This window comes from Arthrobacter sp. CMU6, assembly GCF_059090205.1.
In genome coordinates, this window is sequence record NZ_JBNHFL010000032.1 from 1 (window position 1) to 24,762 (window position 24,762).

Annotated in this window: 23 protein-coding genes and 1 riboswitch; of the genes, 13 read left to right on the forward strand and 10 right to left on the reverse strand. The window is 68.2% G+C overall.

Annotation, left to right across the window (positions count from 1 at the left end; all coding sequences use genetic code 11):
• Window positions 1-395: 395 nt before the first annotated feature.
• From AC5RWD_RS19135 to AC5RWD_RS19150, 4 genes are all read left to right on the forward strand, one after another.
• Window positions 396-1,703, forward strand: a complete 1,308-nt coding sequence (locus AC5RWD_RS19135; protein WP_494021526.1) for a Re/Si-specific NAD(P)(+) transhydrogenase subunit alpha — start codon at window positions 396-398, stop codon at window positions 1,701-1,703.
• Entirely contained in the window at window positions 1,703-2,068 is a 366-nt protein-coding gene (locus tag AC5RWD_RS19140) for an NAD(P) transhydrogenase subunit alpha part 2 (RefSeq protein ID WP_494021527.1), read from the forward strand. Before AC5RWD_RS19135 ends, AC5RWD_RS19140 begins: the two co-directional genes overlap by 1 nt.
• Window positions 2,065-3,438, forward strand: coding sequence for an NAD(P)(+) transhydrogenase (Re/Si-specific) subunit beta (locus AC5RWD_RS19145; RefSeq protein ID WP_494021528.1), 1,374 nt, complete (start codon window positions 2,065-2,067; stop codon window positions 3,436-3,438). Before AC5RWD_RS19140 ends, AC5RWD_RS19145 begins: the two co-directional genes overlap by 4 nt.
• 149 nt (window positions 3,439-3,587) lie before the next feature.
• Window positions 3,588-3,758, forward strand: a riboswitch (cyclic di-AMP (ydaO/yuaA leader).
• Window positions 3,759-3,761: 3 nt separating this feature from the next.
• The gene (locus tag AC5RWD_RS19150; protein WP_494021529.1) at window positions 3,762-4,643 is read left to right on the forward strand and encodes a C40 family peptidase; all 882 of its coding nucleotides are present in this window, start codon (window positions 3,762-3,764) and stop codon (window positions 4,641-4,643) included.
• Between the two features lie 91 nt (window positions 4,644-4,734).
• Here AC5RWD_RS19150 and AC5RWD_RS19155 read toward each other — a convergent pair whose 3' ends face one another.
• The gene (locus AC5RWD_RS19155; protein ID WP_494021530.1) at window positions 4,735-5,640 is read right to left on the reverse strand and encodes an ArgP/LysG family DNA-binding transcriptional regulator; all 906 of its coding nucleotides are present in this window, start codon (window positions 5,638-5,640) and stop codon (window positions 4,735-4,737) included.
• A gap of 69 nt (window positions 5,641-5,709) precedes the next feature.
• On the opposite strand from AC5RWD_RS19155, the gene AC5RWD_RS19160 reads away from it, so the two are divergent.
• Window positions 5,710-6,315, forward strand: a complete 606-nt coding sequence (locus AC5RWD_RS19160; RefSeq protein WP_494021531.1) for a LysE/ArgO family amino acid transporter — start codon at window positions 5,710-5,712, stop codon at window positions 6,313-6,315.
• 12 nt (window positions 6,316-6,327) lie between these two features.
• Here AC5RWD_RS19160 and pdxR read toward each other — a convergent pair whose 3' ends face one another.
• Window positions 6,328-7,767 carry a MocR-like pyridoxine biosynthesis transcription factor PdxR gene (gene pdxR, locus AC5RWD_RS19165; protein ID WP_494021576.1) on the reverse strand — a complete coding sequence of 480 codons (1,440 nt, stop codon included), beginning with the start codon at window positions 7,765-7,767 and terminating at the stop codon, window positions 6,328-6,330.
• Between the two features lie 72 nt (window positions 7,768-7,839).
• On the opposite strand from pdxR, the gene AC5RWD_RS19170 reads away from it, so the two are divergent.
• The 3 genes from AC5RWD_RS19170 to AC5RWD_RS19180 all read left to right on the forward strand — a co-directional run bounded on the left by AC5RWD_RS19170 (window position 7,840) and on the right by AC5RWD_RS19180 (window position 11,054).
• Entirely contained in the window at window positions 7,840-8,739 is a 900-nt protein-coding gene (locus AC5RWD_RS19170) for a dihydrodipicolinate synthase family protein (protein WP_494021532.1), read from the forward strand.
• A gap of 11 nt (window positions 8,740-8,750) precedes the next feature.
• Entirely contained in the window at window positions 8,751-10,040 is a 1,290-nt protein-coding gene (locus AC5RWD_RS19175; protein ID WP_494021533.1) for an MFS transporter, read from the forward strand.
• Between the two features lie 96 nt (window positions 10,041-10,136).
• A complete protein-coding gene (locus AC5RWD_RS19180; protein ID WP_494021534.1) occupies window positions 10,137-11,054 on the forward strand; it encodes a diacylglycerol/lipid kinase family protein in 918 nt (305 codons plus the stop codon).
• 82 nt (window positions 11,055-11,136) lie between these two features.
• On the opposite strand, the gene AC5RWD_RS19185 is transcribed toward AC5RWD_RS19180, so the two are convergent.
• The 5 genes from AC5RWD_RS19185 to AC5RWD_RS19205 all read right to left on the reverse strand — a co-directional run bounded on the left by AC5RWD_RS19185 (window position 11,137) and on the right by AC5RWD_RS19205 (window position 16,270).
• On the reverse strand, window positions 11,137-11,832 hold the full coding sequence (locus AC5RWD_RS19185; RefSeq protein ID WP_494021577.1) for a maleate cis-trans isomerase family protein: 696 nt from the start codon (window positions 11,830-11,832) through the stop codon (window positions 11,137-11,139).
• A gap of 69 nt (window positions 11,833-11,901) precedes the next feature.
• On the reverse strand, window positions 11,902-13,320 hold the full coding sequence (locus AC5RWD_RS19190; RefSeq protein ID WP_494021535.1) for an amidohydrolase family protein: 1,419 nt from the start codon (window positions 13,318-13,320) through the stop codon (window positions 11,902-11,904).
• A 31-nt stretch (window positions 13,321-13,351) separates the two neighbouring features.
• Entirely contained in the window at window positions 13,352-14,164 is an 813-nt protein-coding gene (locus AC5RWD_RS19195; RefSeq protein ID WP_494021536.1) for an aspartate/glutamate racemase family protein, read from the reverse strand.
• Window positions 14,161-14,844: a GntR family transcriptional regulator gene (locus tag AC5RWD_RS19200; RefSeq protein ID WP_494021537.1), complete on the reverse strand. Its 684-nt coding sequence runs from the start codon at window positions 14,842-14,844 to the stop codon at window positions 14,161-14,163. The genes AC5RWD_RS19195 and AC5RWD_RS19200 overlap by 4 nt, the downstream gene beginning before the upstream one ends.
• Before the next feature lie 67 nt (window positions 14,845-14,911).
• The gene (locus AC5RWD_RS19205) at window positions 14,912-16,270 is read right to left on the reverse strand and encodes an MFS transporter (protein ID WP_494021538.1); all 1,359 of its coding nucleotides are present in this window, start codon (window positions 16,268-16,270) and stop codon (window positions 14,912-14,914) included.
• A 293-nt stretch (window positions 16,271-16,563) separates the two neighbouring features.
• On the opposite strand from AC5RWD_RS19205, the gene AC5RWD_RS19210 reads away from it, so the two are divergent.
• Window positions 16,564-17,547, forward strand: coding sequence for an aldo/keto reductase (locus AC5RWD_RS19210; protein ID WP_494021539.1), 984 nt, complete (start codon window positions 16,564-16,566; stop codon window positions 17,545-17,547).
• Here AC5RWD_RS19210 and AC5RWD_RS19215 read toward each other — a convergent pair.
• On the reverse strand, window positions 17,529-18,422 hold the full coding sequence (locus AC5RWD_RS19215; protein ID WP_494021540.1) for an amino acid-binding protein: 894 nt from the start codon (window positions 18,420-18,422) through the stop codon (window positions 17,529-17,531). The genes AC5RWD_RS19210 and AC5RWD_RS19215 overlap by 19 nt on opposite strands.
• A 244-nt stretch (window positions 18,423-18,666) precedes the next feature.
• Here AC5RWD_RS19215 and AC5RWD_RS19220 point away from each other — a divergent pair, with 244 nt between their 5' ends.
• Window positions 18,667-19,659, forward strand: coding sequence for an SMP-30/gluconolactonase/LRE family protein (locus tag AC5RWD_RS19220; RefSeq protein ID WP_494021541.1), 993 nt, complete (start codon window positions 18,667-18,669; stop codon window positions 19,657-19,659).
• A gap of 140 nt (window positions 19,660-19,799) precedes the next feature.
• Entirely contained in the window at window positions 19,800-20,876 is a 1,077-nt protein-coding gene (locus AC5RWD_RS19225; protein WP_494021542.1) for an FUSC family protein, read from the forward strand.
• Between the two features lie 60 nt (window positions 20,877-20,936).
• Here the strand turns inward: AC5RWD_RS19225 and AC5RWD_RS19230 are convergent, their stop codons facing one another.
• Both AC5RWD_RS19230 and AC5RWD_RS19235 read right to left on the reverse strand, forming a co-directional pair.
• Window positions 20,937-21,113 (reverse strand): hypothetical protein, encoded by a 177-nt coding sequence (locus AC5RWD_RS19230; RefSeq protein ID WP_494021543.1) that lies wholly within the window; start codon window positions 21,111-21,113, stop codon window positions 20,937-20,939.
• 12 nt (window positions 21,114-21,125) lie between these two features.
• Entirely contained in the window at window positions 21,126-22,487 is a 1,362-nt protein-coding gene (locus AC5RWD_RS19235; RefSeq protein ID WP_494021544.1) for an MFS transporter, read from the reverse strand.
• Between the two features lie 197 nt (window positions 22,488-22,684).
• Here AC5RWD_RS19235 and AC5RWD_RS19240 point away from each other — a divergent pair, with 197 nt between their 5' ends.
• Both AC5RWD_RS19240 and AC5RWD_RS19245 read left to right on the forward strand, forming a co-directional pair.
• Window positions 22,685-23,434, forward strand: a complete 750-nt coding sequence (locus tag AC5RWD_RS19240) for an IclR family transcriptional regulator (RefSeq protein WP_494021545.1) — start codon at window positions 22,685-22,687, stop codon at window positions 23,432-23,434.
• A 130-nt stretch (window positions 23,435-23,564) separates the two neighbouring features.
• Window positions 23,565-24,749, forward strand: coding sequence for a 4-hydroxybenzoate 3-monooxygenase (locus AC5RWD_RS19245; RefSeq protein ID WP_494021546.1), 1,185 nt, complete (start codon window positions 23,565-23,567; stop codon window positions 24,747-24,749).
• Window positions 24,750-24,762: the final 13 nt, after the last annotated feature.

Genomic DNA, 24,762 nt, shown 5'->3' on the forward strand with positions numbered 1-24,762 from the left:
GTCAACAGAGCAAGGCTGCGGTCAACCGCATCCAATCCGGAAGGAAGACTCTGAAGCGCGTTGGCACCCACAGACACCAGCCCGCCGGCACCGGGCCCTACGGACCGGTGTGCGGTGGATCCCCCAACGGCTTTCATGATCCCATTCTGGTTTGGGGGTCTGACATTATTAGCTGCTGCCGGCGACCAATCCCAAAGTTTTTCGGCGACGTTCTAGGCGACGTTCTAAAGGGGCAGTCCGAGCCATCGAAGCGAACTCGACGGGTCACCCTCCCGCCACGCGGTCTTGGGCCATAGACTCTAGCCAACTACGTGCAGCAGCGCCGCTCCGTGAACCGCCCGAAAGGGAACCGAGGGAGCAGAAGCGCCGCTGCACCCGTTGGAAGGACGTGGCGGGTGAAGCTGGGCATAGCGCGGGAGCGCCGGGAAGGCGAACGGCGGGTCGCTGCGACGCCGGAAACCGTAAAGCAGCTGGCCGGACTGGGCCTGGAGGTGCTGGTCGAATCCCGGGCCGGCGTCTCCGCCGGGCATGCCGACGATGAATACCGCCAGGCAGGCGCCCGCATCGTCGACGACCTCGATCCCGCCGGGCTGGATATCCTCGCCCACGTCCGCCCGCTGGAACTCCCGACGGCGACAGCCCTGAAGCCGGGCGCCGTCACCGTGGGTCTGGCCTCGCCCTCGTCCGAACTCGCCACCGTCAGGGCACTCGCCGAACGCGGGGTCACGTCCTTCGCGCTGGAACTCGTGCCGCGCATCTCCCGGGCCCAGTCCATGGACGCCCTCTCATCGCAGGCCCTTGTAGCCGGCTACCGCTGCGTCCTCGAAGCTGCCATCCGCCTGCCCCGCTTCTTCCCGCTGTACATGACAGCTGCTGGAACTGTCCCGCCCGCGCGGGTGCTGGTGCTCGGCGTCGGCGTAGCCGGGCTGCAGGCGATCGGAACGGCGAAGCGGCTCGGCGCCCGCGTCTCCGCCAACGACATCCGGCCCTCCTCCGCCGAGGAAGTCACGTCCATGGGCGGCACCTTCATCAAACTGGACCTGGAGACGGCCGAGGCGGCCGGCGGGTACGCCCGTGAGCTCAGCGCCGACCGAGGCGCCCTGCAGCGCCAGCTGCTGGCTCCGCACGTCGCCGATGCCGACGTGCTGATCACGACGGCGGCGGTTCCCGGCCGGCATGCCCCGCTCCTGGTGACCCGGGAGATGGTGCAGGGGATGCGCCCCGGATCGGTCGTCGTCGACCTCGCCGCGGAGTCAGGCGGCAACGTCGAGGGGTCCGTCCCCGGCCGGGACATCCATGTCCCCACCGCCGACGGCAAGGGGACCGTCACCGTCGTCGGCCTCAAGGACGCGCCGTCCGCCATGCCCACTGACGCCTCCCGGCTCTACGCGAAGAACGTGGCCAACCTGCTCGCCCTGATGACGCGGGACGGGACGGTGGCCCCGGATTTCGACGACGACGTAATAGCTGGTGCCTGCCTGACGCACGACGGCGTGGTGCGGCACCCGCCAACAGCCGACGCACTCGCGGCGCTCGCCGGAAACGACGCGCCGGGCAGCGCACAGGAGGGCGCGCCAGACGGCGGGCAGGACAACGCGCCGGGCGGCACAGAGGAAGATGCTGCCAATGAGGCAGACAGCGACCTTGCAGACCAGATGGCGAATGACCCGGTGAAGGCGTCGGAAAACGAAGGGGTGGTCTGATGGACGGCATCAGCCTGCTGACGATCACAGTGCTTGCGGTGTTTGTCGGCTTCGAAGTGGTGTCGAAGGTCTCCAGCACGCTGCACACGCCGCTGATGTCCGGCGCGAATGCGATCCACGGGATCATCCTGGTGGGCGCCATCATCGTCGCCGGCCAGGCGACGCACCCCTGGGTCCTTGCGGTGGCGCTGTTGGCGGTGGTTCTTGCGACGGCGAACCTGGTGGGCGGCTTCGTCGTGACGGACCGCATGCTTGAGATGTTCCGCGGCCGCAAGCCGGAGAGGCCGGTCAAGCCGGTGACGGGAGCTCCAGGGCAGAGCGTCCCGCAGAGTGAGACCCCGGAGAATACGGAGGCCACGCGGTGACCCTCCTCGACCCCAACGTCACCGCCCTGCTCTACCTCGCGGCCGCCGTCTTCTTCATCCTGGCGCTGAAGGGCCTGAATTCCCCGCGAACTGCCCGCCGCGGCAACCTCATCGGCGCCTTCGGTGCGCTGGTCGCCGTCGTGACGGTCTTTTTCTCAACCCGGCTGGACAACGTTCCCCTGATCCTCGGCGCCATCGCCGTCGGTTCCGGTGTGGCCGCCCCCGTGGCCCGGCGCGTCAAGATGACCCAGATGCCCCAGCTCGTCGCCCTCTTCAACGGGGTGGGCGGCGGCGCCGCCGGCCTCGTGGCGCTGCTGGAACTGCCGCATGCGGAGAATGCCTGGGTGCGCGTCGCCGTCGTTTTCACCCTGCTGGTGGGGGCGGTGTCCTTCGCCGGCTCAGCCGTGACGTTCGCGAAGCTGCAGGAGCTCATGACCACCCGGCCCGTGGTGTTTCCCGGCCTGCCGGTGCTCATGGGGGCGGTACTGCTGGCAGCCGTCGGTGCGGCGGCCGCCGTTGTGATGGGCGGCTCGCTCGTCCTGGCGCTGCTGCTCCTGCTGCTGGGCCTGGTGGCAGGCGTGCTGCTGGTGCTGCCGGTGGGCGGCGCCGACGTGCCGATCGTCATATCGCTGCTCAACGCGTTCACCGGCCTCGCCGTTGCCGCATCCGGGCTGGTGCTGGGCAACGTGCTGCTGGTGGTGGCGGGCACGCTGGTGGGGGCGTCAGGCACCATCCTCACCCGGGCGATGGCCGCGGCCATGGGCCGCAGCGTGGCCGGCATCCTGTTCGGCGCGTTCAAGGGAGGTTCGACGGCGGGATCCACCGCCGTGAGCGACCGTCCGGTCCGTTCGTCCAGCCCTGAGGACGTGGCAGTGCTGCTGGGCTACGCGCAGCGGGTGATCATCGTGCCGGGCTACGGGCTGGCCGTCGCGCAGGGACAGCACACAGCGGCAGAGCTGGCCCAGGCCCTGGAATCCCGGGGAATCCGGGTGGACTTCGCCATCCACCCCGTGGCGGGACGCATGCCGGGGCACATGAACGTACTCCTCGCCGAGGCCAATGTGCCCTACGAATCGCTCAAGGAAATGGGCGAGATCAACTCCGAGTTCCGCACCGCCGACGTCGCGTTGGTGGTGGGCGCGAACGACGTCGTCAACCCCGCCGCCAAGACCACCGCCGGTTCGCCCATCTACGGGATGCCGATCCTCGAGGTGGCGGACGCGCGTCAGGTGGTGTTCCTCAAACGCTCCATGCGGCCCGGGTTCGCCGGGATTGAGAACGACCTCATGTTTGAGCCCCAGACCACGCTGCTGTTCGGCGACGCGAAGGAGTCCCTGACGAAGGTGCTTGGCGCGGTGAAGGCCCTGTAGGGTGCTGGCTCTGCACCCCTTTCCTGCACTTTTCAGGAACGGTGCCGTTACCTAAATGTGACTTTGGTGCGTGGATGCGATAACCTCGGCCGGTGCCTTGGTTCCAATCAGGGCATTCCCGGGCAGAATGCCGAGCCCTGCCGCTGACCGGGATCCGTTCGCTATAACCGACAGGCAGGGACGGGGGAACCACCTTAGTACCGGCCTTGCGCGTCAAGGCCTTGGGGTTAAGTCCAGCGCTGCGCCTATTTGGCGGGCAGGACCGGGTGACTCCCATCCGAACCCGACAGCTCACCCCGCAGGCATGGGAGAGGCAATCCACCATGTCACGTAAGTCCACATCCGCGCGCCATCGCGCTACCCCCACGACGTCCATCGCCCTGCAGGGCCTGTCGTATTCCCTGAAGTCCAACGCTGCGTCGGTTGCCAAGCCGGCGGCTGCCGCCGCCGTCGCTTCCGGTCTCCTCTTCGGCGCCGGGGCACCCGCCCACGCAGGTGCCTACGCACCCGAGACGCCGGCTGGTCCGGCCGCTACCGCCCAGTCCGTCGCCAGCCAGGCGATCGCTGCCCCTGCCGCACCGGCAGTCCCGGCCCCGGCTGTTGCCGGTGCCTCGCACACCGTCGAGCCCGGCGACACCCTTGGTGCCATCGCAGCACGCCACGGTGTCAGCCTCGATGCACTTCTCGCAGAGAACGGCCTGTCCCTGGCTTCGGTTATTTACCCCGGCGACCAGATCTTCATCCCGGGGCCGGGCGCAGCCGCAGCTCCCGCGGTACCTGCGGCTCCGGCAGCACCCGCCGCGCCGGCAGCTCCTGCCGCGCCGACCGGCATGGGAATCTACAACGCCTCCGCGTCGATCACGCCGGCAGCATCAGCCGCTCCGGCAGCCAGCGGCGTGGGTGCAGCCATTGTGGCTTCGGCCCGGGCGCAGCTCGGTGCCACCCAGGACTGCACCATCCTGGTGGAACAGGCTCTGCGGTCCGTCGGCAAGTCCGTCGGCGATCTCGCGCCTGCGCAGTTCCACCAGTACGGCACTCCGGTTTCCGCCCCTCAGCCCGGCGACCTGATGATCAGCGCCGGACACGTCGGTGTCTACATCGGCGGCGGTCAGGCCATCAGCAGCGGCATGAACGGTGTCAACGAGACCATCGTGCACCCGGCCTCCTGGCTCACCGGCTCCACCTACGTGCGGGTGAACGCGTAACAACGGGAAAACTCCACACAGCAGCGGCGGGTGCATCGGCACCCGCCGCTGCTGCGTTTGGCGGCTTTCGCAGCACCGCGGGCCGCAGTGCCTAATTTGGGTGCGGCGGCAGTGTTTGGGCGGCGCGGACGACGGCGTCAGTCACCTCTTCAAGGCCCGGTGACTCCAGCGTCCACACCTGCCAGTAGAGCCCAAGGTCCTCGCTCCACGAGGGGTCGAGCTCCACGAGAGAGTGTTCCGGGTCCTGCTGGTCCGGCACCATGCCCCAGCCAAGGCCCGCGTGGACCGATTCGACGTACTGGACTGAATCAGGAATGAAGAGCTGCGGGGGTGTGGCGTCCGGCGCGATGCGGGCGAGGACAGCGAGCTGGTGGGTGTCCTTCCGGTCGTACTGCATGACGGGCGCTGCGGCGAGGGCCTCCGGGGTGGGGCCGTCGGGGAACCAGCGGGCCACGAACTCGCGCGACGCCTTGGCCCGGTACACCATGGTGCCCAGCGGCCGGATGGTGCATCCCTGCACCGGCCGGGGATCCGCGGTGATGGCGCCAACGGCATCGCCCGACCGCAGGAGGTCGGCCGTGGCGTGCTCGTCGTCGCGCAGCAACTCAAGGGCAACGCGGCCGCCGCGCGCAATTTCCCGGTAGGCCGCCGGCAGCCAGGTGGCGATGGAGTCCGCGTTGGCCACGATGGGAACCCGCAGCCGTTCGGCATGAGGCTGCCCGCCGTCGTCCCCCTCCGCGCGCCCCGTCCCCCGCAGGGCAAGGACCGCCTCGTCGGCGAGGAGCAGGAGCTGCCGCGCGGAACGGAGCAGCTGCTCGCCCGCCGGCGTAGGCCGGACCGGCTTGAGGCGCCGCACCAGAACGCTTCCCACGGAGCGTTCGAGTGCCTTGATCCGCTGGCTCACGGCTGAGGGGGTGAGCCGCAGTTCCCCCGCAGCGGCGTCGAAGGTCTCGTGGTCGACGACGGCGGCAAGCGCCCTGAGCTGATCCAGTTCCATGAAGATATTCTAATGGAACTATAGAAAAAGTGAATTGCTTTTCAGATTTCCGGCTCGTACCTTCGAAGAATGCTTTCCTTTCTGACCGGCCTCGGAGCTGGCCTCAGCCTCATCGTCGCCATCGGAGCGCAGAACGCATTTGTCCTGCGCCAGGGCCTCAAGCGCGAGGCCGTACTTCCGGTGGTCCTGGTGTGCCTCGCCAGCGATGCTGTCCTGATCCTGGCCGGGGTCGCCGGGATCGGCGCGCTCATCCAAGGCGCACCGGTGCTCCTCGCCGTCGTGCGGTGGTTCGGCGTCGCATTCCTTCTCGCGTACGGGGTTTTCGCCGCGCGGCGGGCAGTGCGGCCCGGGGCGCTCAAAGCGGTTGATTCCCCCGGCCGCGGAACCGTCTGGTCAGCTGTGCTCACCGCCGCCGCCATCACCTGGCTCAATCCCCACGTCTACCTCGACACGCTGGTGCTGCTGGGCTCGCTGGCCAACACCCACGGCGAACCAGGCAAGTGGCTGTTCGGGGCAGGGGCAGCCGCCGGCAGCGCACTCTGGTTTCCCCTCGTCGGCTACGGGGCACGCCGACTCAGCGGCTTTTTCGCGCGGCCGGTGTCGTGGCGCTTCCTCGACGGCGGTGTCGCCCTGCTCATGCTCACTCTGGCCGTCGTCCTCGCGACCGGACACTGACGCTCGCAACAGCTAAGGCGGGCCGCCGCCGATTCGATCCAGTAGCCCGGCGATGATGTCCAGCGCCCGGGCCAGCTGCAGATCGGTTGGCGCGCCATACCCGATGACCAGGCCGTTCTCCGGCGTCCGTTCTGCAAAATAGCTTGCCAGAGTCACCACCCGGACCCCCAGCCCCAGCGCTTCCCCGGCCAGGCGCTCGGCAGGAACATTAGCCTGGAGCCGGATGACGGCGTGCAGGCCGCCGTCCAGGGCCGCTAGCTGTACGTCTGTCCGGCCACCGAGGCGGTCGAGCAGCAGTTCACGGCGGTGGGCGTACTGGCGCCGTGCCCGGGCGATGTGCCGCGCGAGGCCTCCGCCGGCAATGTAGTTCGCCAAGGCAGACTGCATCACTCCGGGAACGGGCGTGCCGAGGTCAAGCCGCGCGTTCTTGAGGCGTTGCCCTGACGTGCCGCGCACCACGAGGTACCCGCATCGCAGCCACGGGCTCAGCGACTTGGAGAAGGTGCCCACCAAAACGACTTCGGCCGCGGAGGGCAGCGAGGCAAGGGCAGGCAGGGGCATCCTGCGGTGCCGGAACTCGCTGTCGTAGTCGTCCTCCAGGATGATCACGCGGTTGGCTTCGGCCCAGGCCAGCAGAGCCATCCGTTCCTTCACCGGCATCCGGCCGCCCAGGGGGTACTGGTGGCTGGGCGTCACCAGAATGGCGTCAGGATGGGGGCCGGGGGCCGCAAGCTGTGCCGCTTCCAGCCCGTCGTCGGAAACCGGAAGGGTTGCCACTGTGGCCCCGGCCGCGGAAAGCACGCGCCTGGCCGTGGGATAGCCGGGGTCCTCCATCAGGACGCGAGGCGGGCCGGCCGGGCAGCGGAGTGCTGCGACGATCAGCTGCAGGGCGTCACTGGTGCCCGCGGTGATGACGACGTCGTCAGCACTCACCGTCAGCCCGCGGGACGCGGCGAGGTGATCGGCCACGGCAGCGCGAAGGGCCGGGGTGCCAAGGGCGGCCGGAAGCTCAACCTCCACCGGCTCGGCCACGGCATTCCGCCAGGCGGCCCGCCAGTCGCGGTCACGGAACGGGGCGCCGGACGGCCGTCCGGGTGTGAGGTCGATCGTTGCGGTTTGCTCCATGCCTGATGCCGCCTGGGTGCCTTCGAACGCCATGCCGCGGCCGTCGGAGCGTACCGCCACACGGGTACCGCCGGAACCCCGGCTTTCCAGGTACCCCTCGCCAGCAAGCTGCTCGTAGGCGCGGACCACCACTCCGCGGGAGACGCCCAGTCCGGCGGCAAGGCGCCGCGACGCCGGGAGCGTGTGCTCCGGCCGCAGGGTCCCGTCCAGGATGGCTTCCCGCAGCCGGCCCACCAGTTGGGCGGCGAGCGGAACGCGGCTCTGGTGGTCAAGGACCAGCGGCAGTTCGGCTTCGATTTGGTCCTCCTGAATCGTGGATTCTTGGATCTATGCTAGGACCAATCCGGCTGTGAGCATGAAGGGAGAAACCAAAACTGACCTGAAGAGAGGACACCTTCCATGTTTGAAGGCCTTTGTGCGTTTCCCCTGACTCCGCTCGCTGGGGAGAGCGTCCACGAAGCCGCACTGGTGCGGCTGGTCGCCCGGTGCGCCGACGCGGGAGCGGACTCCATCGGTGTGCTGGGCTCGACGGGCATTTACACTTATCTGCTGCGCGAGGAACGCCGCCAGGTGGTGGAGGCGGCCGTTGAAGCCGCGCAGGGGACTCCCGTGGTGGCAGGTGTCGGTGCCCTGCGCACCCGTGACGTGCTGGACTGCGTCGACGATGCCCAGGCTGCGGGCGCCTCGGGCCTGCTGTTGGCGCCGGTGTCGTATCAGCGGTTGACCGAAGAAGAGGTCTACGGCCTCTACCGCGAGGTTTCGTCCGCATCCGATCTGCCGATCGCCGTCTACGACAACCCGGCCACCACGGGGTTCACCTTCTCGGATGAACTCCACGGCCGGATCGCTGAACTTCCCGGCATTGCGTCGATCAAGTTCCCGCCCCCTTCGCCGGGGCAGGCCCGCGGCCGCATCGCCCGGCTGCGGGCGGCAGTTCCTGGGGGCGTCACCCTGGGCATCAGCGGTGACTGGTCCGCAGCAGAGGCACTGCTCGCCGGTTGCGAGGTTTGGTATTCGGTCATCGCCGGGCTGTTTCCCAAAGCCGCCAGGGTGATCGTAGATCTTGCCCAGGCCCGCCAACCGTCCGGCCAGGGCGATCTGGCGCTGGAAGCATCTGCCGCGCTGGAGCCCGTGTGGGAGCTCTTCCGCGCGTACGGGAGCCTGCGGGTCGCTGCCACGATGGCCGAAGTGCTGGGCTTCGCGGAGGTGCCCTCCCTGCCCCGCCCACTGAAAAGCCTGGACGGTGAGGGCCGCAGCCGGGTCGAGGAAGCCCTGCGGCTCAGCGGCCTGGGCGCCTGAGCAGGTACGGCATGGGCAGCCTCGACCGCGGTACGGCGGAGCAGGAAGCACGGGTGGAGCAAGAAGCACGGGCGGAGCAGGACGGACAGGCGGATCAGGCAGCGCCGACGAAACAGGCCCCGGCCCGGGCCGGAGGATTGGGCCGCTACGTTGTGGCGGCGACGCTGGCACGCACGGCGGACGGCGGAGCCGTAGTTGCGATCGTACTCATGGTCACAGCAAGCGGGGCGCCGGGCTGGCTGGCCGGCCTGCTCGGTGCCTGCATCACGGCCCCGCACCTGCTGGGGCCGCTGATGGCACGGCGCCTGGATTCCTGCCGCGACGGCCGCGTCCTGATTGCTGGGGCATGCGTCGTCCATGGCGCTACCCTGGCGGCCGCGGTGCTGCTGTATCCGCTGACGTGGCCCGCGGTGACGGGTATTCTGCTGGTGCTGTCGGGGCTGGTCGGGCCGCTGCTGACCGGCGGCATCAGCAGCCGCCTTCCGGCGATCGCCCGCCCGGACCAGGCCAGCCAGCGCCGTGCCCAGGGCTGGGATGTGGCCACCTACGGAATCGGCGGGACCATCGGCCCGAGCGTCGTGGCCGCTGTCTCGGCCTGGGCCGGGCCCACTGCGGCCGCGCTGATCCTGGCGGCGGCCACCTTCGTTTCAGCCGCCGTCGTCCGGTTGCTGCCCTATGCTCCTCCCGCAGCAGTGGCAGCCGAGGTTCCTGGACCGGCCCAGACCCTGAGGCTCATGGCTGACACGGGCCGCCTTCGGAGGATGCTGTACTTGACCATCACGGTGGCGTTCGCCGTTGCGGCGCTGCCCATCGCGGCCGTCGCCTCCACCGCCATGTTCCAAGTACAACCGGCAGCCGCCGGTGTTCTGACGGCCGCGTACGGGCTGGGCGGCCTGGCCGGTTCGGCCGGAGTGATGTGCCGTCCGCTGCGGGGCGACGCCGACCGGCTGGTGACGCGCCTCGCGGGATTCGTCGCCGCGGCGCTGGCCGTCGCGGCCCTGTCCGGCTCCTTCGCGCCTGCCGTCGCGGCATACGCAGCCGCCGGGGTCACGAACTCGTACTTCTTCGCGGCAACCCTCGCCGCCCGCAGCGAGTTTGCCCCGCCGCAGGTCCGTGGCCAAGTGTTCGTTTGGGTTGGTGCCCTCAAAATTGCCGCCGGGTCCGCCGGAACAGCCGCGGCCGGCGTCGTCATCACAGGGGAGCCGCAGCTTCCGCTGTTCCTTGCCGCCGCACTCATCCTGGTCAGTGCAGGGGCGTCGGTCCTGGACCGTCACCGCGCCATCAGGACGACGGCGGCCTGAAGAAGGCGGGCTGAGGTTCGTGCCCATATCCCGGGAACACGGTTACGATTTGAGTTCCGGGGCTTTCGGGCCCGCCCGCAGCAGCCGAAGGACACCATGACAGCCCAAAATGCTTCATCGCCGCCACGGGCCGCCGTGATCGTCAATCCCGCCAAGGCTGTTGGCGCGGACCTCCGCGCCTCGCTGGTCCGGCTGTGCGACACGCAGGGCTGGGCCGAGCCGCTGTGGCTGGAAACCACGGTTGAAGACCCGGGCGTGGGCCAGGCCCGCGAGGCACTGGAAGCGGGGGTCGACGTCGTCATTGCCGCCGGAGGCGACGGTACGGTGCGGTGCGTTGCCGAGGTGCTGGCCGGCACCGAAACGCCGATGGGGCTGGTGCCGCTGGGAACGGGAAACCTGCTGGCCCGCAACATGGGCGTGGACATCTCGGACCCGGTCTCCGCCGCCTACGACGTTCTGAACGGCACCGACCGCACCATCGACGTCGCCAGAAGCACCTTTGACGGGTCCGACGACGAGAATGTCTTCCTGGTGATGGCCGGCGTCGGCTACGACGCCGCGATCATGGCGGACACGGTGGACGCGCTGAAGGACCGAATGGGCTGGCTCGCCTACGTCGAAGCCGGGATCCGCAAGCTCCCGGGTAAGCCGGTCCGGGCCACCATCAAGGTGGACGGCAAGCACCCGGTCAAGCGCCGAATCCGCAGTGTCATGGCCGGCAACTGCGGCAGGATCATGGGCGGCATCGAGATATTTCCGGAGGCGAAGGTCGACGACGGCGTCCTGGACCTGCTGATCCTCGCCCCCCGCGGGCGTTTCGGCTGGCTGGGCGTCGCGGCGGGCATCTTCGGGCGGAAGAAGAACCAGAAGGAATCCGCCGAGTATTTCCAGGGCAAGAGGGTCGAGGTCGCTTTGGACCATCAGGAGGAGTTCCAGCTCGACGGTGACCACGTGGGCCCCGTCAGGCAGCTGTCCATCTGGGTGGAACCCGGGGCGCTCAAGATCCGGATGTAGACCCGATCCGGGTTAGATCCCTTCCGGAGGGAGAGCGCCCCGGGCCTGGGGTGCCCGGACCTGTCCTATCTGGACAGGCGCGTCAGTCCCCGAGGAGCCGGCCCCACCTTGGTGCGAGCAAGGGGGAGCCGGCAAGTTTCAGGCAGTGCCACAGCGTCACGGCAACCGAATCCAGCACCGGGACGCCCGTCCCCGCCTCGATCTCTGCAGCGATGTTGGCGCCGTACAGGTTGGTGCACAGGTAGATCAGCGCATCCGGAGCGTCGGCCGCGAGCTCCAGGGAACCGGGACGCATTTCATCGTCGGTGACCCGGCCGAAGGATTCGTTGTCGCTCAGGCCCAGGCAGCGGTGGCTGACGGTCTTGATGCCGTCCCGCTCGTAGGACTTGATGATGGCCTCGTTGACGTCCTCCGTGTACGGCGTGAACAGCCCGATCCGCTCGGTGCCGAAGGACCGGAACGCTTCAAGGTACGCGAGCGTGGAGCTCGTGGCGGGGATGCCGGTGGCGTCGGTAATTTCAAGGACGAGGTCGCGGTCGTGCGCGGACCCCAGCCACGATCCGGAGGTGCCGTTCCAGGCAATCACGTCCACGTCCGCCGTCGCCAGCAGCCTGGCGGCCTCGCGCATGACGGCGGGGTCGAACTGCCTGTCCGATGAATCGTCCAGCGCGATCCGGGTGACCGGGATCCGGGTGAAGTGGATGGTGACGTCGGTGCGGTCGCCCAGGATGCGGTAGCTCTGCGGTTCCAGGCACGTGTTGGAGGACGGCACGATCATGCCGATCCGGGTGGGGCGTACAGCCGGGGTCGGACGGTCAGGTGAAGTCTGGCGGTTCAACGGGTGCTCCTAGAGGGTCGCGGCGGACAGGTCGGCGGAGGCAAGGTGTTCCCGGAACCCGTTCCGGGAAATGAAGCGGCCCACGGCGCCGGGATCGTGGAAGCCCTCCCGGTCCAGCACCACGCGGCCGACGGAAACCACGACGGCGGGCCAGCCGGCCAGCGAGCGGCCGTCGAAAGGCGAGAAGTCGGTTCCCATGTGCAGCGCGCCGCCGTCCACCGTCCTGTGTTCGGCGGGATCGAAGAGCACGAGGTCGGCGTCGAAGCCCTCGGCGATGGAGCCCTTGCCGGGCAGGGCGTTGATGCGCGCCGGTCCGGCGGAGAAGACCTCCACGAAGTCCTCCACGCTGCTGCCGGCTTCAGCCATCGCCGTGAACGTGACGGGCATACGGGTTTCCACGCCCGGGAGCCCGTGCGGCATGGCGCGGACGTCGTCGGTGCGTTCCCGCTTCTGGGTCAGGTCGTAGCAGGAATGGTCCGAGGAGACGGTGTGGATGGCGCCGCCGGCCAGCCGTTCTTTGAGGGCCGCGACCGTTTCGGGGCTGCGCATCGGCGGGCAGCAGGCATACCACTCCGGGAAGGCCGAGCCGTATACGGTGTCATCGAGCGTGAGGTAGTGCGGGCACGTTTCCGAGTAAGCCTGCTGGCCGTCGGCGCGGGCCTCGGTGACCAGGTCTACCGCCCCGGGCGTGGACTGGTGGACAAAGTACACCGGGGCCTTCGTGTACTCGGCCATGGCCAGGGTCTCCCTGACAGAGATTTCCTCGGCAAGTTCGGGGCGCGTGCGGTGCAGGTGCCCGATGCCGATCCTGCCGTCGTCGGCGTGCTGCGCCGTGCAGTCCGCGATGATGGGGTCGTGTTCGGCGTGGATGTAGGTGAGGCCGTCCAGCCGGACCATTTCGCGCATCACCTTCAGGATGGTGTCGCCGTCCGCCATGGTGGTTCCGCGGTTGGTGGTGTACATCTTCACGGAGCGGACGCCCTCGGCGGCGAGCTGTTCGAGCTGCCACGGCACGGTCTCGTCCCAGCTGATCACGGACCCGTGCAGTGCCACGTCGCAGCGGGACTCCTGCGACAGTTTCTTCTTGTTGAGCACGGCCGCCAGCGGGGTTTCGCGGGCGTCACGGGGGATGCCGAAGTCGATGATGGTGGTGGTGCCGCCCCACAGGGCAGCGGTAGAGGTGGTCCGGTAGTCGTCCAGGGTGCGGAACCGGCCGGTCACCTGCGCCACGTGGCAGTGTCCGTCCACGCCGCCGGGGATCACCAGCTGGCCGGTGGCGTCGATGGTGCGTTCGGCTTCGGGTGCGGGTTCCGTGGCGTCGACGAGCTGGCTGATCCTGCCGTCCACCACCACGATGTGGGCGGACCGGCGGCCAAAACTGTTGACTACGGTGCCGTTGGCGATGACGAGTTGGGGGATGCGGGACATCGTTGTCCTCCTGACTGGAAAGCTGATGGGATTAGTTGTGCGTGGGAGCCGCGGCGTTTTCTGCCGCCTGGGCGGCCGCCAGGGCGGCGTTGAGAATTTCGGACAGGCCCCGGCGGGCCTTCAGCGGTGGCGGGGCGAACGCGCCGGCCCGGTGCAGGCCGGACTGCAGTTCCACGATGGCCTCGGCCATCCGGATGCCGGCGGAGATGCCGTCCACCACCGGCACCGGGATCTGCCCGCGGAGTTCGCGGGCCAGCCCCGCGAGGGGCGCGCCGGCGAGGATGACGACGTCGGCCCCGTCCTCTGCGACGGCCTGCCGGCTGAGTGCCAGGAGGGTTTCCTTGAAGTCCTGCTGCACGGAGCCGATGCCGTTCAGGGTTTCGTTGATGGAGCGGATGGACGCCAGCCGTCCGCCGAGGCCGAAGTGTTCCACGCAGTCCCGGTACCACGGCCGGATCCGGTCCGAGATGGCGATGATGGAGAACCGGTGCCCCTGCAGCGCGGCGGCGCAGAGGGCGGCCTCGGTGATGCCGATGACCGGTACGTCGGCCAGTTCCTTCAGGGCCGGCATCCCCGGATCCCCGAAAGCCGCCACCACGACGGCATCGATGGGATCGCCGTCGATGGAATCGGCGCCGCCGCCTGTGGGGGTGTGTTCGGCGATGATTTCGGCGACGGCCCCCGCCGCGATGAGCGACTCAAAGCGGGTTTCGATGTACTCCACCCCGTGGCCGGCCGTGCGGACCACCAGACTGGTGCCGGGGGAGGCGGAACGCCGGGCCTCGGACTCGATCAGGGCAGTGACGTCATCGCTGATGTTGGGGTTGATGACAAGGAGTTTCATTTTTTCTTCCGGTGAAGGGCGGGTTCTGTTTTCTGGAAGTCGTCGGGGAACTGTTCACGGTATTTGCCGATGTGTGACGCCGACTGCGCGGCTGCCCGGTCGGGGTCCCCGCTGGCGATGGCGTCGTAGAGTTCCCGGTGTTCCTGGATCAGTTCCGGCAGGTCGCTGACGTGGCGGAACAGCCAGTGCATGCGGCCCTGCAGCGGTTCAAGGGCGGACTTGAGAAAGTTGTTGTCGGCGATGGCGGTGATCGCGTCGTGGAATTCGCTGTTGGCACGGTGGGCCTCCATGACGGCGCCCTTGGCGAGGTGTCTGTCGGCCTCGTCCAAGAGCCCTTTCAGGCGGCGGAGGTCCTCGGCCGTGGCGCGGGTGGCTGCGAGGCGGCAGGCCAGCACCTCCAGCGACTGCCGGACATCGAAGAGGTCCTCGACGTCCTTTGCGCTGAGGGTGCTGACTTCCGCGCCCCGGGCCCCGCGGTCACTGATGAGCCCTTCCTGGCGGAGCATCCGCAGCGCCTCCCGGACGGGAAGCCGGGAAACATTGAACTCGGCTGCCAGGTCGCGTTCCACCAGCCGGGTGCCGGGAACGTAATGCCCCTCGAAAATCCTGGTGCGAAGCGTGTCCCGGACGGCCTCGCGGAGAGGGCGTTCCTTGTCCTGGGTCTCGTCTGCGGTAAGCATGTTGCTCCATTCGGATTCTTGGTGACTTTGCGTTCCCGGCCGGCGGGAGAGGGGCTTGCTGCCCAGCTTAGACAGGCAGGCGCTTGTTGTAGTTGAGGGTGAGCACGGAGGCCCCCATGATGATGGCGGATCCCACGAAGTAGAGCAGCGCCCAGGTGTAGGAACCGGTGGCGCCCACGATCAGGCCGACGGCAATCGGCGTGACAAACCCGGAGATGTTGCCGCTGAAGTTCATGGCCCCGCCGAGGACGCCGGCGTTGGTGCGGCCACCCAGGATGGACGGGATGCTCCAGAACAGGCCCACCCAGCGGAGGAAGAACATCACCACGGAGAGAAGAACGACGGCGGTGGTCGGGTCGGCGACGACGGTCACCCCGACGAGTCCGCCCACCACCACGACGCTGGAGGTACCCAGCAGGGTCCGCATGACGCGGTTGGCGGAGGCGCCGGAGGCGCGCCACTTGTCGGCAATGGTGCCGCCCAGGATCTCGCCGACGAACCCGGCCCCGAAGATCACGAAGGTGGACCAGCCGATGGTCTTCAGGTCGAAGCCCTTGGCCTGGGCCAGGTACAGCGGGCCCCAGGTAAGCAGGCCGTAGAACACGCCGTTGAAGCCCAGCCAGCCAAAGCACATGGCCCAGAAGGAGCGGAACTTCAGGTACGGGAGCAGGGCGCGCTTGCCCTTGCTGCCGTCCATCTCGGCTTCGGCATCCTCCTCGGCGTGGGAGGCCTCGATGTATTCGGCCTCCGCCGCGTTGACGCCGCGGTGCTGCCGGGGGTTGTCCCGGACGTACCACCAGACTGCGATGCCCATGAGCACGGTGGCGGCGCCGGCGATGACGAAGGATGTCCGCCAGCTGCCGGTAGCCGCAATGAGCCCGGCGATGAGGATGCCGCCCAGTCCGGCGCCGAGTGGTGCGCCGGCATCCAGGATAGTGGCGCCGCGGCCGCGCTCCGACTTGTGCATCCAGATGGCGTTCAACTTGCCGCCTGCTGGCATGACGCCGGCCTCGGTGACGCCGATACCCAGGCGGGCGATGAACATGCTGAGGAAGCCGCCGGCCATGCCCGAGGCAGCCGTGGCGGCACCCCAGCCCACGCAGGACGCGGTCATGACCTTGCGCGGACCGAACTTGTCGATCAGCAGGCCGACCGGGATCTGCATCAGGGCGTAGGTCCAGAAGAACGCGGAGAGCAGGAGGCCCACGAGCTCGGGGGCGAGGTTGAATTCCTTTTGGATGATGGGGAGCGCCACCGAGATGGAGCCCCGGTCGATGTAGTTGACGGCGACCAGGACGAGGAGCAGCAGGAAGAGCTTCCAGCGGACGTTGGTGCGCCGTTGCACGCCGTCTTTGCCGGGCTTCGTGCCGCGGGAATCGGTGGATGAGGCCTGGGATGTCACTGCTTCAGTATCTGGGAGAGACACAGCTTCTCCTTTGCGGGAAGGGTGCGGACAGGGAAGGGGGATGAGTGTGTAAGGGCGGTGCGGCCGCGGTTGGCGGGGATCTCCGGAAGGGCGGGTTGTTGGGATGACGCCGCGGATCAGTCCTGCCATTTTGGGATCCCGTTTTGGGATCCCAAACTCAAGGTAAGGAGTGGCGTGGGACACTGTCAAGGGTTTTCGGAAAAGATGGCCATGGCCCACGAAAAAACCGATTGTGACCGCGGCCGACGGCAAGAGACGGCAAGACACCGACAGACATCGAAAGGAAGTACCGAGTGAAAACTGTCCGACTTGGAAACTCCGGGCTGGAAATCAGCGCCGTTGTCCTGGGCATGATGAGCTACGGCGATCCGGGCAAGGGGTCGCACGAGTGGAGCGTGGGCCTCGAGGAAGCCAGGCCCTTCGTCCGGCGGGCGTACGAGGCCGGCATCACCACCTTTGACACGGCGAATGTGTATTCAGCCGGCTCCAGCGAGGAGATCACCGGCACCCTGCTCAAGGAACTGGCGCCCCGTGAGGAGGTCCAGATCGCCACCAAGGTCCATGGCCGGATGCGCCAGGCCCGCAACGGGGCCGGCCTCAGCCGCGCCGCGATCATGCACGAGATCGACGCGTCTCTCACCCGGCTTGGCACCGACTACGTGGACCTGTACCAGATCCACCGCTATGACCCGGTGACTCCCGTCGAGGAGACAATGGAGGCCCTGCATGATGTGGTGAAGGCCGGAAAGGCCCGCTACATCGGGGCGTCAAGCATGTGGGCCTGGCAGTTCGCCCGCATGCAGCATGTGGCGGAACTGCACGGCTGGACCAAATTCGTGTCCATGCAGGACCAGTACAACCTCCTCGAACGGGAGGAAGAACGGGAAATGCACCCGTTCTGCCAGGCCACCGGTGTGGGCGTCATCCCCTGGAGCCCGCTGGCGCGCGGAAACCTGACCCGGCCGTGGGGTGCTGCCGGATCCGGGACCCGGCAGGACACGGACGAGTTCGGCAAGGGACTGTACAGGCAGGACGAGGACGCGAACAAGGCCATCGTCGATGCAGTCGCCGCGGTGGCGGACGAACGCGGCGTGCCGATGGCGCAGATCGCCCTGGCCTGGAGCGCAGGCAAGTCCGCCGTCACCGCCCCCATCATCGGGGCGACGAAGGAACGCCATATCGACGACGCCGCTGCCGCCGTCGAGCTTGATCTGACCGAGTCGGAGATCCGCCGCCTCGAGGAGAGCTACACGCCCCGCTACCCCTCCGGGTTCTGACCGACCCGCAGAGGCTCCCTCAGCGCCAGGATTTCGGCGAGCTCCGCGAGCCGGTGGGCGCGGGCCGACTCAGCGGGCGTGAACGGTTCGCCGGGACGGAAAAAGGTGATGGGTCCGTGCCAGGCGGTGGGGATCTTCAGGACGGTGCCGGCGTCGTTCGTGGCACCGCCGTGGCGGGCTGACTCGCTGCCGGGGTCCAGGATCCTTGCGGACAGCAGTTCCGCCACGGCTAGCGGGAGCTCCCCGGGCGTGGCGGCGATCCGCGTGGCCAGGCTCAGGGCCTTGGTCTGCCCGTCGGCCATGGCCAGGGCGGTGGTGGGCCAGACCTGCGTGCTCCGTCCGCCGCCGTCCGCCAGGGCCTCCAGCAGCTGGCGCTCGCTGACCTCGCCAGGGGCGGAGAGGACGAATTCATCCATCACCCCGCCCCGGACCGGATGGACATGGATGCCCAGGATGTTGGTGTCCAGCAGCGCCAGGGACCTGGTGATCCGCTTGAGGGAGCCGGGCTCGTCGCGGAGTACCGTCCGGGCACGCCACAGCGCCGGCGCCGTGCCCAGCCGACGCCGGTGCCGCAGCGCGGGCGCGTGGAGCCACCGCCGCAGGATCCGCGCGGCGGACGGCTCGGCCACCCAGATCACCAGGACCGTGGCCGTCAGCGTCAGGACCAGCACCTTGGCCACGTAGGGCAGATGTGTCTGCACCACCAGCGCGTGCACCAGCAGTTCGATGGGGAGCATGACGGCCACATTGGCCACAGTGAGGCGTGTCTTGGTGGGCTCGGGCATCTGCCCGCAGACTTCGCAGCTGAGTTCAGCAGCGGCGGGGGTCGGCTTGTGACGGTTCCACACGGGGGACTTCGGCGCCTGGGGCTTCATGGTCCCAGCCTGCCCGGCCGCTGTTTCCGGCGGGTTGCCCCCGCGTTCCGATCCCGCGAAACATCCCCGAGGCTGGAGTTTTTGTCCAGATAACGGCCTCTGATGGGGCTTTTGCGGGCAATATCTGGACAAAAACTCGGGGCTGATGAAGGGCTATGGCCACCCACCGGCGCCGTCCCTACACTGAAGGGACCAGCGTGCGGAGCTCCCGTACAACGGCCTGCTCGCACGGAAGAGTCGACTCGTGGAGAGCACCGCCATGCCCATCAGCACCAGTTCAGGCCATACACGCCGCCGCGCCGCCGCAGGGTTCCTCGCCCTCGCCGCGTTCCTGGTCCCCGCGCCGGTCGCCTCGGCCGGAGAGGCCCGGGCAGGGCAGTCCAGTTCGGAGGATGTCGCCCCGGTCATCCTGCTGGACGGGGCCAGGGGTGCCGAAGGCATCGCGGCCGCCGGCAGCACCAAATTCTTCGCCGGCGACCTGGTCACCGGGGACATCTACCGCGGTGACATCCGCAAAGACAAGGCAACCAGGTTCATTGATGCACCCGACGGCAGGGTGGCCGTGGGCATGAAAGCGGACCGGCACAACGATCTGCTGTTTGTGGCCGGCGGCGCCAGCGGCCAGGCCTATGTGTACGACACCGACACGGGTAAGACGGTCAGGACCTACCAGCTGACCAAGAAGGAAGCCTTCATCAACGACGTGGCACTCACCGACCACGGCGCCTGGTTCACCAACTCGCGGCAGGCTGAGCTGTACTTCATCCCGGTGGACGACGACGGCGAGCTTGGCACCCTGCGGACGCTGACCCTGAAGGGCCCCGCGGCGGACACCAGCAAGCAGTTCAACCTCAACGGCATCGCCTACTCCCGCGACGCCCGCCGCCTGGTGGTGGCCCACACGGGCAACCAGGCGCTCTACACGGTCAGCCCCCGGACCGGCGCCAGCACCGAGATCATCGGCGTGAAGGTTCCCAACGTTGACGGCGTCCTGGTCAAGGGCGACACCGTCTGGGCCGTTCAAAACTTCTCCAACCAGATCAGCAGGCTGCGGGTGAACTTCCACGAATCAACGGCAAGACTGCGGGAGGTCATCACCAGCCCGGACTTCAACATTCCGACGACGGCCGCACTCTTCGATGACACCCTCGCCGCCGTCAACGCCAAGTTTGGCGTGCCGAACGCCAAGACCTTCGAAGTGGTCACGGTGGACGCACGCACCAACGCCACGAAGTAGGAAGCGGCCGGGGAGACGAACGCAACAGGGCGGCAGGCGGCCTCCGCGGGAAAGGCGGGGGCCGCCCCCGTTAAACTGGTAAGCGGATGCCAGCGCCGCCGTCGTCAGTTCCCGACTGCAACGAAAGGCGCGATTCCCCCGTGAAGCTGCTGGCCGAGATGTTCACCCTTGCCCCGGCAAACAAGGACCATCATGTCGCCATGCGGTGCGCCGTGGGCGTGTTCGTGCCCCTGATCACCCTGGTGCTGCTGGGCCGACTGGACCTGGCGATCTTTGCCTCCTTCGGCGCGTTCACCGGCATCTATGGCCGTGGCGAGCTGCACCGCAAGCGGTTCTTCATCCAGGTCCGGGCGGGTGCGCTCATGCTCCTGGTGATCCTCCTGGCCACGCTGACCGCGCGGGTCGTGCACGCGGGCGGACTGTCCCAGGAGGCGGGCATCTGGCTGCAGGTCCTGGCCACCACCCTCGTGGCCGGCGGCTGTTCACTGGTGATCGCCCGGTGGCGGCACCGGCCAGCCGGCTCGCTGTTCCACATCTTCGCGTTCGCCGCGATCGCGTCCATCCCCAACCAGCCGCCGCTGTGGCAGTGCATGCTGGTGTCCGTCGCGACGACGCTTTTCTGCCTGGCCGTGGGGCTGTCCTCCCGCGTGCTGCGGAGCCACCGGACGCCGTGGGACATGCCTCCGCCCGTCCGGCTTACCGCTGAGGAGAAGCGTGCGGCCGGGCTGGAGGCCGTGGGCTACCTGGTGGCCGCGGGGCTCGCCGGCACCCTTGCCACCCTGGTGGGCCAGCTGCTCGGCTTCGGGCACAACTACTGGGCCATGGTGGCGGCAGTCGTTCCGCTGGTGGGACGCACCACCCGGCACCGCATTGCCCGCGGCATCCAGAGGATCATCGGCACCGTGCTGGGCCTCATCCTGCTGGCGGGCGTCCTGCTGCTGCAGCCCGTCCCGTGGCAGACGGTCCTGGTGATCGCCATCTGCCAGTTCGGCGCCGAACTTTTCATTGCCCGGAACTACGTGCTGGCCCAGGTCTTCGTGACGCCGCTGGCGCTGACCTCCACGCTGCTGGTCTCGCCTGCCGCGCCCGGGATCCTGCTCCGGGACAGGATCGTGGAGACCGTGATCGGCGCGGCAGTGGGAATCGCCGTGGTGCTCGCCCCCGCCGCGTGGGCCCGGCTTTCGCGGCGGACTTCGGCGGGGGCGCCGGCGCGGTAAGACGGGTCTCACCCCCGAGCGCTCAGCAGCACTATCAGCAACGGCCCGTTCAACCACCGCTCATTCGGCCACCAGGAGCGCCTGGGGCGCGGCCTGCTTCATCCTGGTCTGCAGCCACCGGATCTCCAGCTCCGAGTCGCCCTCGCACTGCTCCACGACGCCCTGGAGTTCCTTGTCCCGGCCACCCTTGGCGGCCTGCCCCACCATCATCCAGGTGACGTCGATGTGGCTGACCAAGTATGGGGCTGTTTAGGAACGCCCGACGCCGGACGGTTGGCCGGGTGCGGGGGCGATCGCGTGGGGGACGGTCACCAGGGCCAGCACGCCGAGCACCGCGGCGCCGGCAAAGACGTAGAAGCCCCACGGGTACGCGATGCCGGCAGCCACCAGTGTCCCCGTGACCGCCGGTCCCATGATGGCGCCGAGCCGTCCCACGCCCGCAGCAAAACCGAGGGCTGTGCCGCGGAGCCGGGCCGGGAAGAGCTGGCTGACCCACGCGTAAACGAGCACCTGCGAGCTGAAGACGAACACGCCGGTCACGAACACGGCGGCGTTGAGCAGGAATTCGCTCTGGATCTTGATGCTGAGGACGGCGAGGAAGAGGGCGGACAGGCCGAACCAGAGGAGCACGATCTTCTTGGTGCCGTGCTTGTCGGCCAGGATGCCGGCCACGATCAGGCCCACCACGGCGCCGACGTTGAGCACCAGCAGCAGCACCAGGCCCGTGCTGACCGTGTACCCGGCGGAGGACATGAGCTGCGGCAGCCAGGTGTTCAGGCCGTACACCAGCAGCAGTCCCATGAACGACGCCACCGCGATGCCCAGGGCGACCAGCGGATACGGCTTGCGGGTGAGATCCCGGAAACTGGCCCGCTCGCCAGCCGGGTCTTCAGCCAGGAGCGACGCCGGCGCGGCCTCGGGCTCTGCCGCAGGCACGGCGATGTGCCGGTGCGTCCGGGCGGCGCCGGCCTGCAAGCCTTCTGCGGCTTCACCTTCTGCTCCCCGGGCTATGGTGCCCTGTCCGGCATGGACCGCAGGCAGGGTCTCGGGCAACCGGAACCACAGGAACGGAACCAGCGCGAAACCGGCAAGTCCTCCCACCACGAACATAATGCGCCAGTCCGGCACCACCAGGATGGCCAGGAATGCGGTGGCCACGGCACCCACGTGGTAGCCGGTCATGGTCCTGGTGGTGGACTTTCCCGCAGTTCCGGCGGGGGCATAGTCGTTCATGTAGGCCAGTGCTGCCGGCAGGCAGGCGCCGAGGCCGACGCCGGCGAGGAGCCGGAAGACCCCGAACATGGCGACGTTGGGCGCAAAAACCACGGCGATGGTGAACAAGGAGAACCAGGCGACGCACGCAACCAGCAGCCGGCGGCGTCCAAAGCGGTCGGAGAGCGGTGCGATGAAGAGCGCGCCGATGCCCACACCCACCAGGGAGATGGTGGCAGCATAGGTGGCGCCCACGGCATCGAAGCCAAGATCCTGCGTCTTGATCAGGGTGGGAATCACGGTGCCCAGCACCACCAGGTCGAAGCCGTCCAGCACCATGGCCAGCCAGCAGAGCCAGACGGGCCACTGGGAGCGGCGGGCAACAGGGAGCGTTGACATGGGAACCTCATCGTTCGGGTTTGGAGAACTGTTCAAATAGTGGGCTGCTGAGGCCGGCCGCTTGGACTTTCCGCCCAGCGGCGGCGCCGGCGAGCCGCGGCCGCCTGCGGACCGCGGGGACGAATCGATATGAGAGTTGTATCACCGCCGGGTGTAATGTGGGACAACCCAAACCATTCAATGGAAGCAGGGGCGCGATGGCCAATTCAGTGTCCGGGGACTCGGTGGTGGACCGCGTTGTGCGCGTCATCGCGGCATTCCCGGCCGGCGTCACCGTCCTGACGCTGTCCGAGCTGGCGGAGCGCGCTGACCTGCCACTGACCACAGCCCACCGCCTGGTGCGGCAGTTGGCTAAGCACGGGCTCCTGGAAGCCAGCCCCGGCGGCTCGGTGCGCCTGGGCCTGCGGCTGTGGGAGCTGGTGAACCGCAATTCGCCTACGCTGGCCCTGCGCCAGGCAGCCATGCCCTTCATGGAGGACATCCAGCATGTGCTGAATCAGAATGTGAACCTCGCGGTGCTGGACGGTTGGGAAGCGCTCTTTGTTGAGCGGCTGTCGCGCCGCGGATCCGTGGCCAACCGGGCCCAGATCGCTGGCCGGATGGCAGTCCACGTGTCGTCCGCCGGACTGGCCCTGATGTCGCACCAGCCAAAGCACGTCCAGGCCGAATACCTGGACCAGTTCGCAGACCCCGCCGGAAAAATTGGCCGTGACGAGGTGCGTGCCTTGCTGGCCGAGGCCGCGAACCAGGGCTTCGCCGAACTGGCGGGCGTGATCGATCCCGACACCTGGGGTATTGCTGTTCCCGTGCTGGACGGCCAGAAACGGGCGGTGGCAGCCATCGGCGTCGTGGTTCCCCTACGGGAAATGCGTATGCAGGCGCTGGTGCCGGCGCTCCAAACGGCGGCGCGCGGCATCGCCCGGCGGCTCAGCGAGGGTGCCGGATAGGATTTCGGGGAGCGACTGCTTCCATTCAGCGGAATTGTTGTAACGCCCACCACACTCTCCGGCGCACACTGTTAGCCAGCAACCACCTTCCGCCCGGACCCCCGGGCCACGCAACGGAGCGAGGAACACCATGGCACGACAGATCATCACCACCCAGGTGGCCATCCTGGGCGCGGGCCCTGCGGGGCTCATGCTGTCCCACCTGCTGGCCAAAGCCGGAATTGAATCCACCGTGATCGAGATCCGCAGCCGCCAGGAAATTTCGGAGACAGTCCGCGCTGGCATCCTGGAGCACGGCACGGTGAACATGCTCGTCGACGGCGGTGTGTCCGACCGCGTGCTGCGCGAAGGAGACCGGCACGACGGCATTGAGCTGCGGTTCAACGGCGAAAGCCACCGCATTGACTTCAAGGACCTCGTGGGCGAGTCCGTCTGGCTCTACCCGCAGACCGACGTCTTCATGGACCTCGCCGCGCGCCGGGAGGCCGATGGCGGGGACGTCCGCTACAGCGCCACCGAAACGACCATCCACGACATCGAGGACAAGCCCAAGGTCTGGTTCACGGATGCGGACGGCACGGAGTACGAGCTCCAGGCTGACTTCATCACCGGTGCCGACGGCTCGCGCAGCCACTGCCGCTTCCAGATCCCCGAGGCGCACCGCAAGTGGTACTTTCACGAGTACCCGTTCGCCTGGTTCGGCATTCTCGCCGAGGCGCCGCGCAGTTCCGACGAGCTGATCTACGCCAACTCCGAGAACGGCTTTGCCCTCATCAGCCAGCGCACCGAAACCGTGCAGCGTATGTACTTCCAGTGTGACCCCAAGGAAAACGTGGCCGACTGGAACGATGACCGGATCTGGGCGGAGTTCCGCGGCCGGGTCAACGGCAACGGCTTCGAGCTGAAGGAAGGCCCGGTCATCGACAAGATGGTCCTGCCGTTCCGCAGCTTCGTGCACACGCCCATGCGGCACGGAAAGCTGTTCCTCGCCGGCGACGCCGCGCACACCGTCCCGCCGACCGGCGCCAAGGGCCTCAACCTGGCGATTCACGACGTGAAGGTGCTGTTCGAGGGACTGGACAGCTACTACAACAGCGGCTCCACGGCCCTCCTGGACTCGTACAGCGACCGCGCCCTGGACCGCGTGTGGAAGGCCCAGCAGTTCTCCTACTGGATGACCACCATGCTGCACACCCCTGCCGATGCCGGCGACTTCGCCCGGGCCCGTCAGCTGGGTGAGCTGAACTCCGTCGTGTCCTCGCGGCACGGCAAGGCGTACCTCGCCGAGGCCTACACGGGCTGGCCGTCCGCCTAAGTCCCCGGGCCGG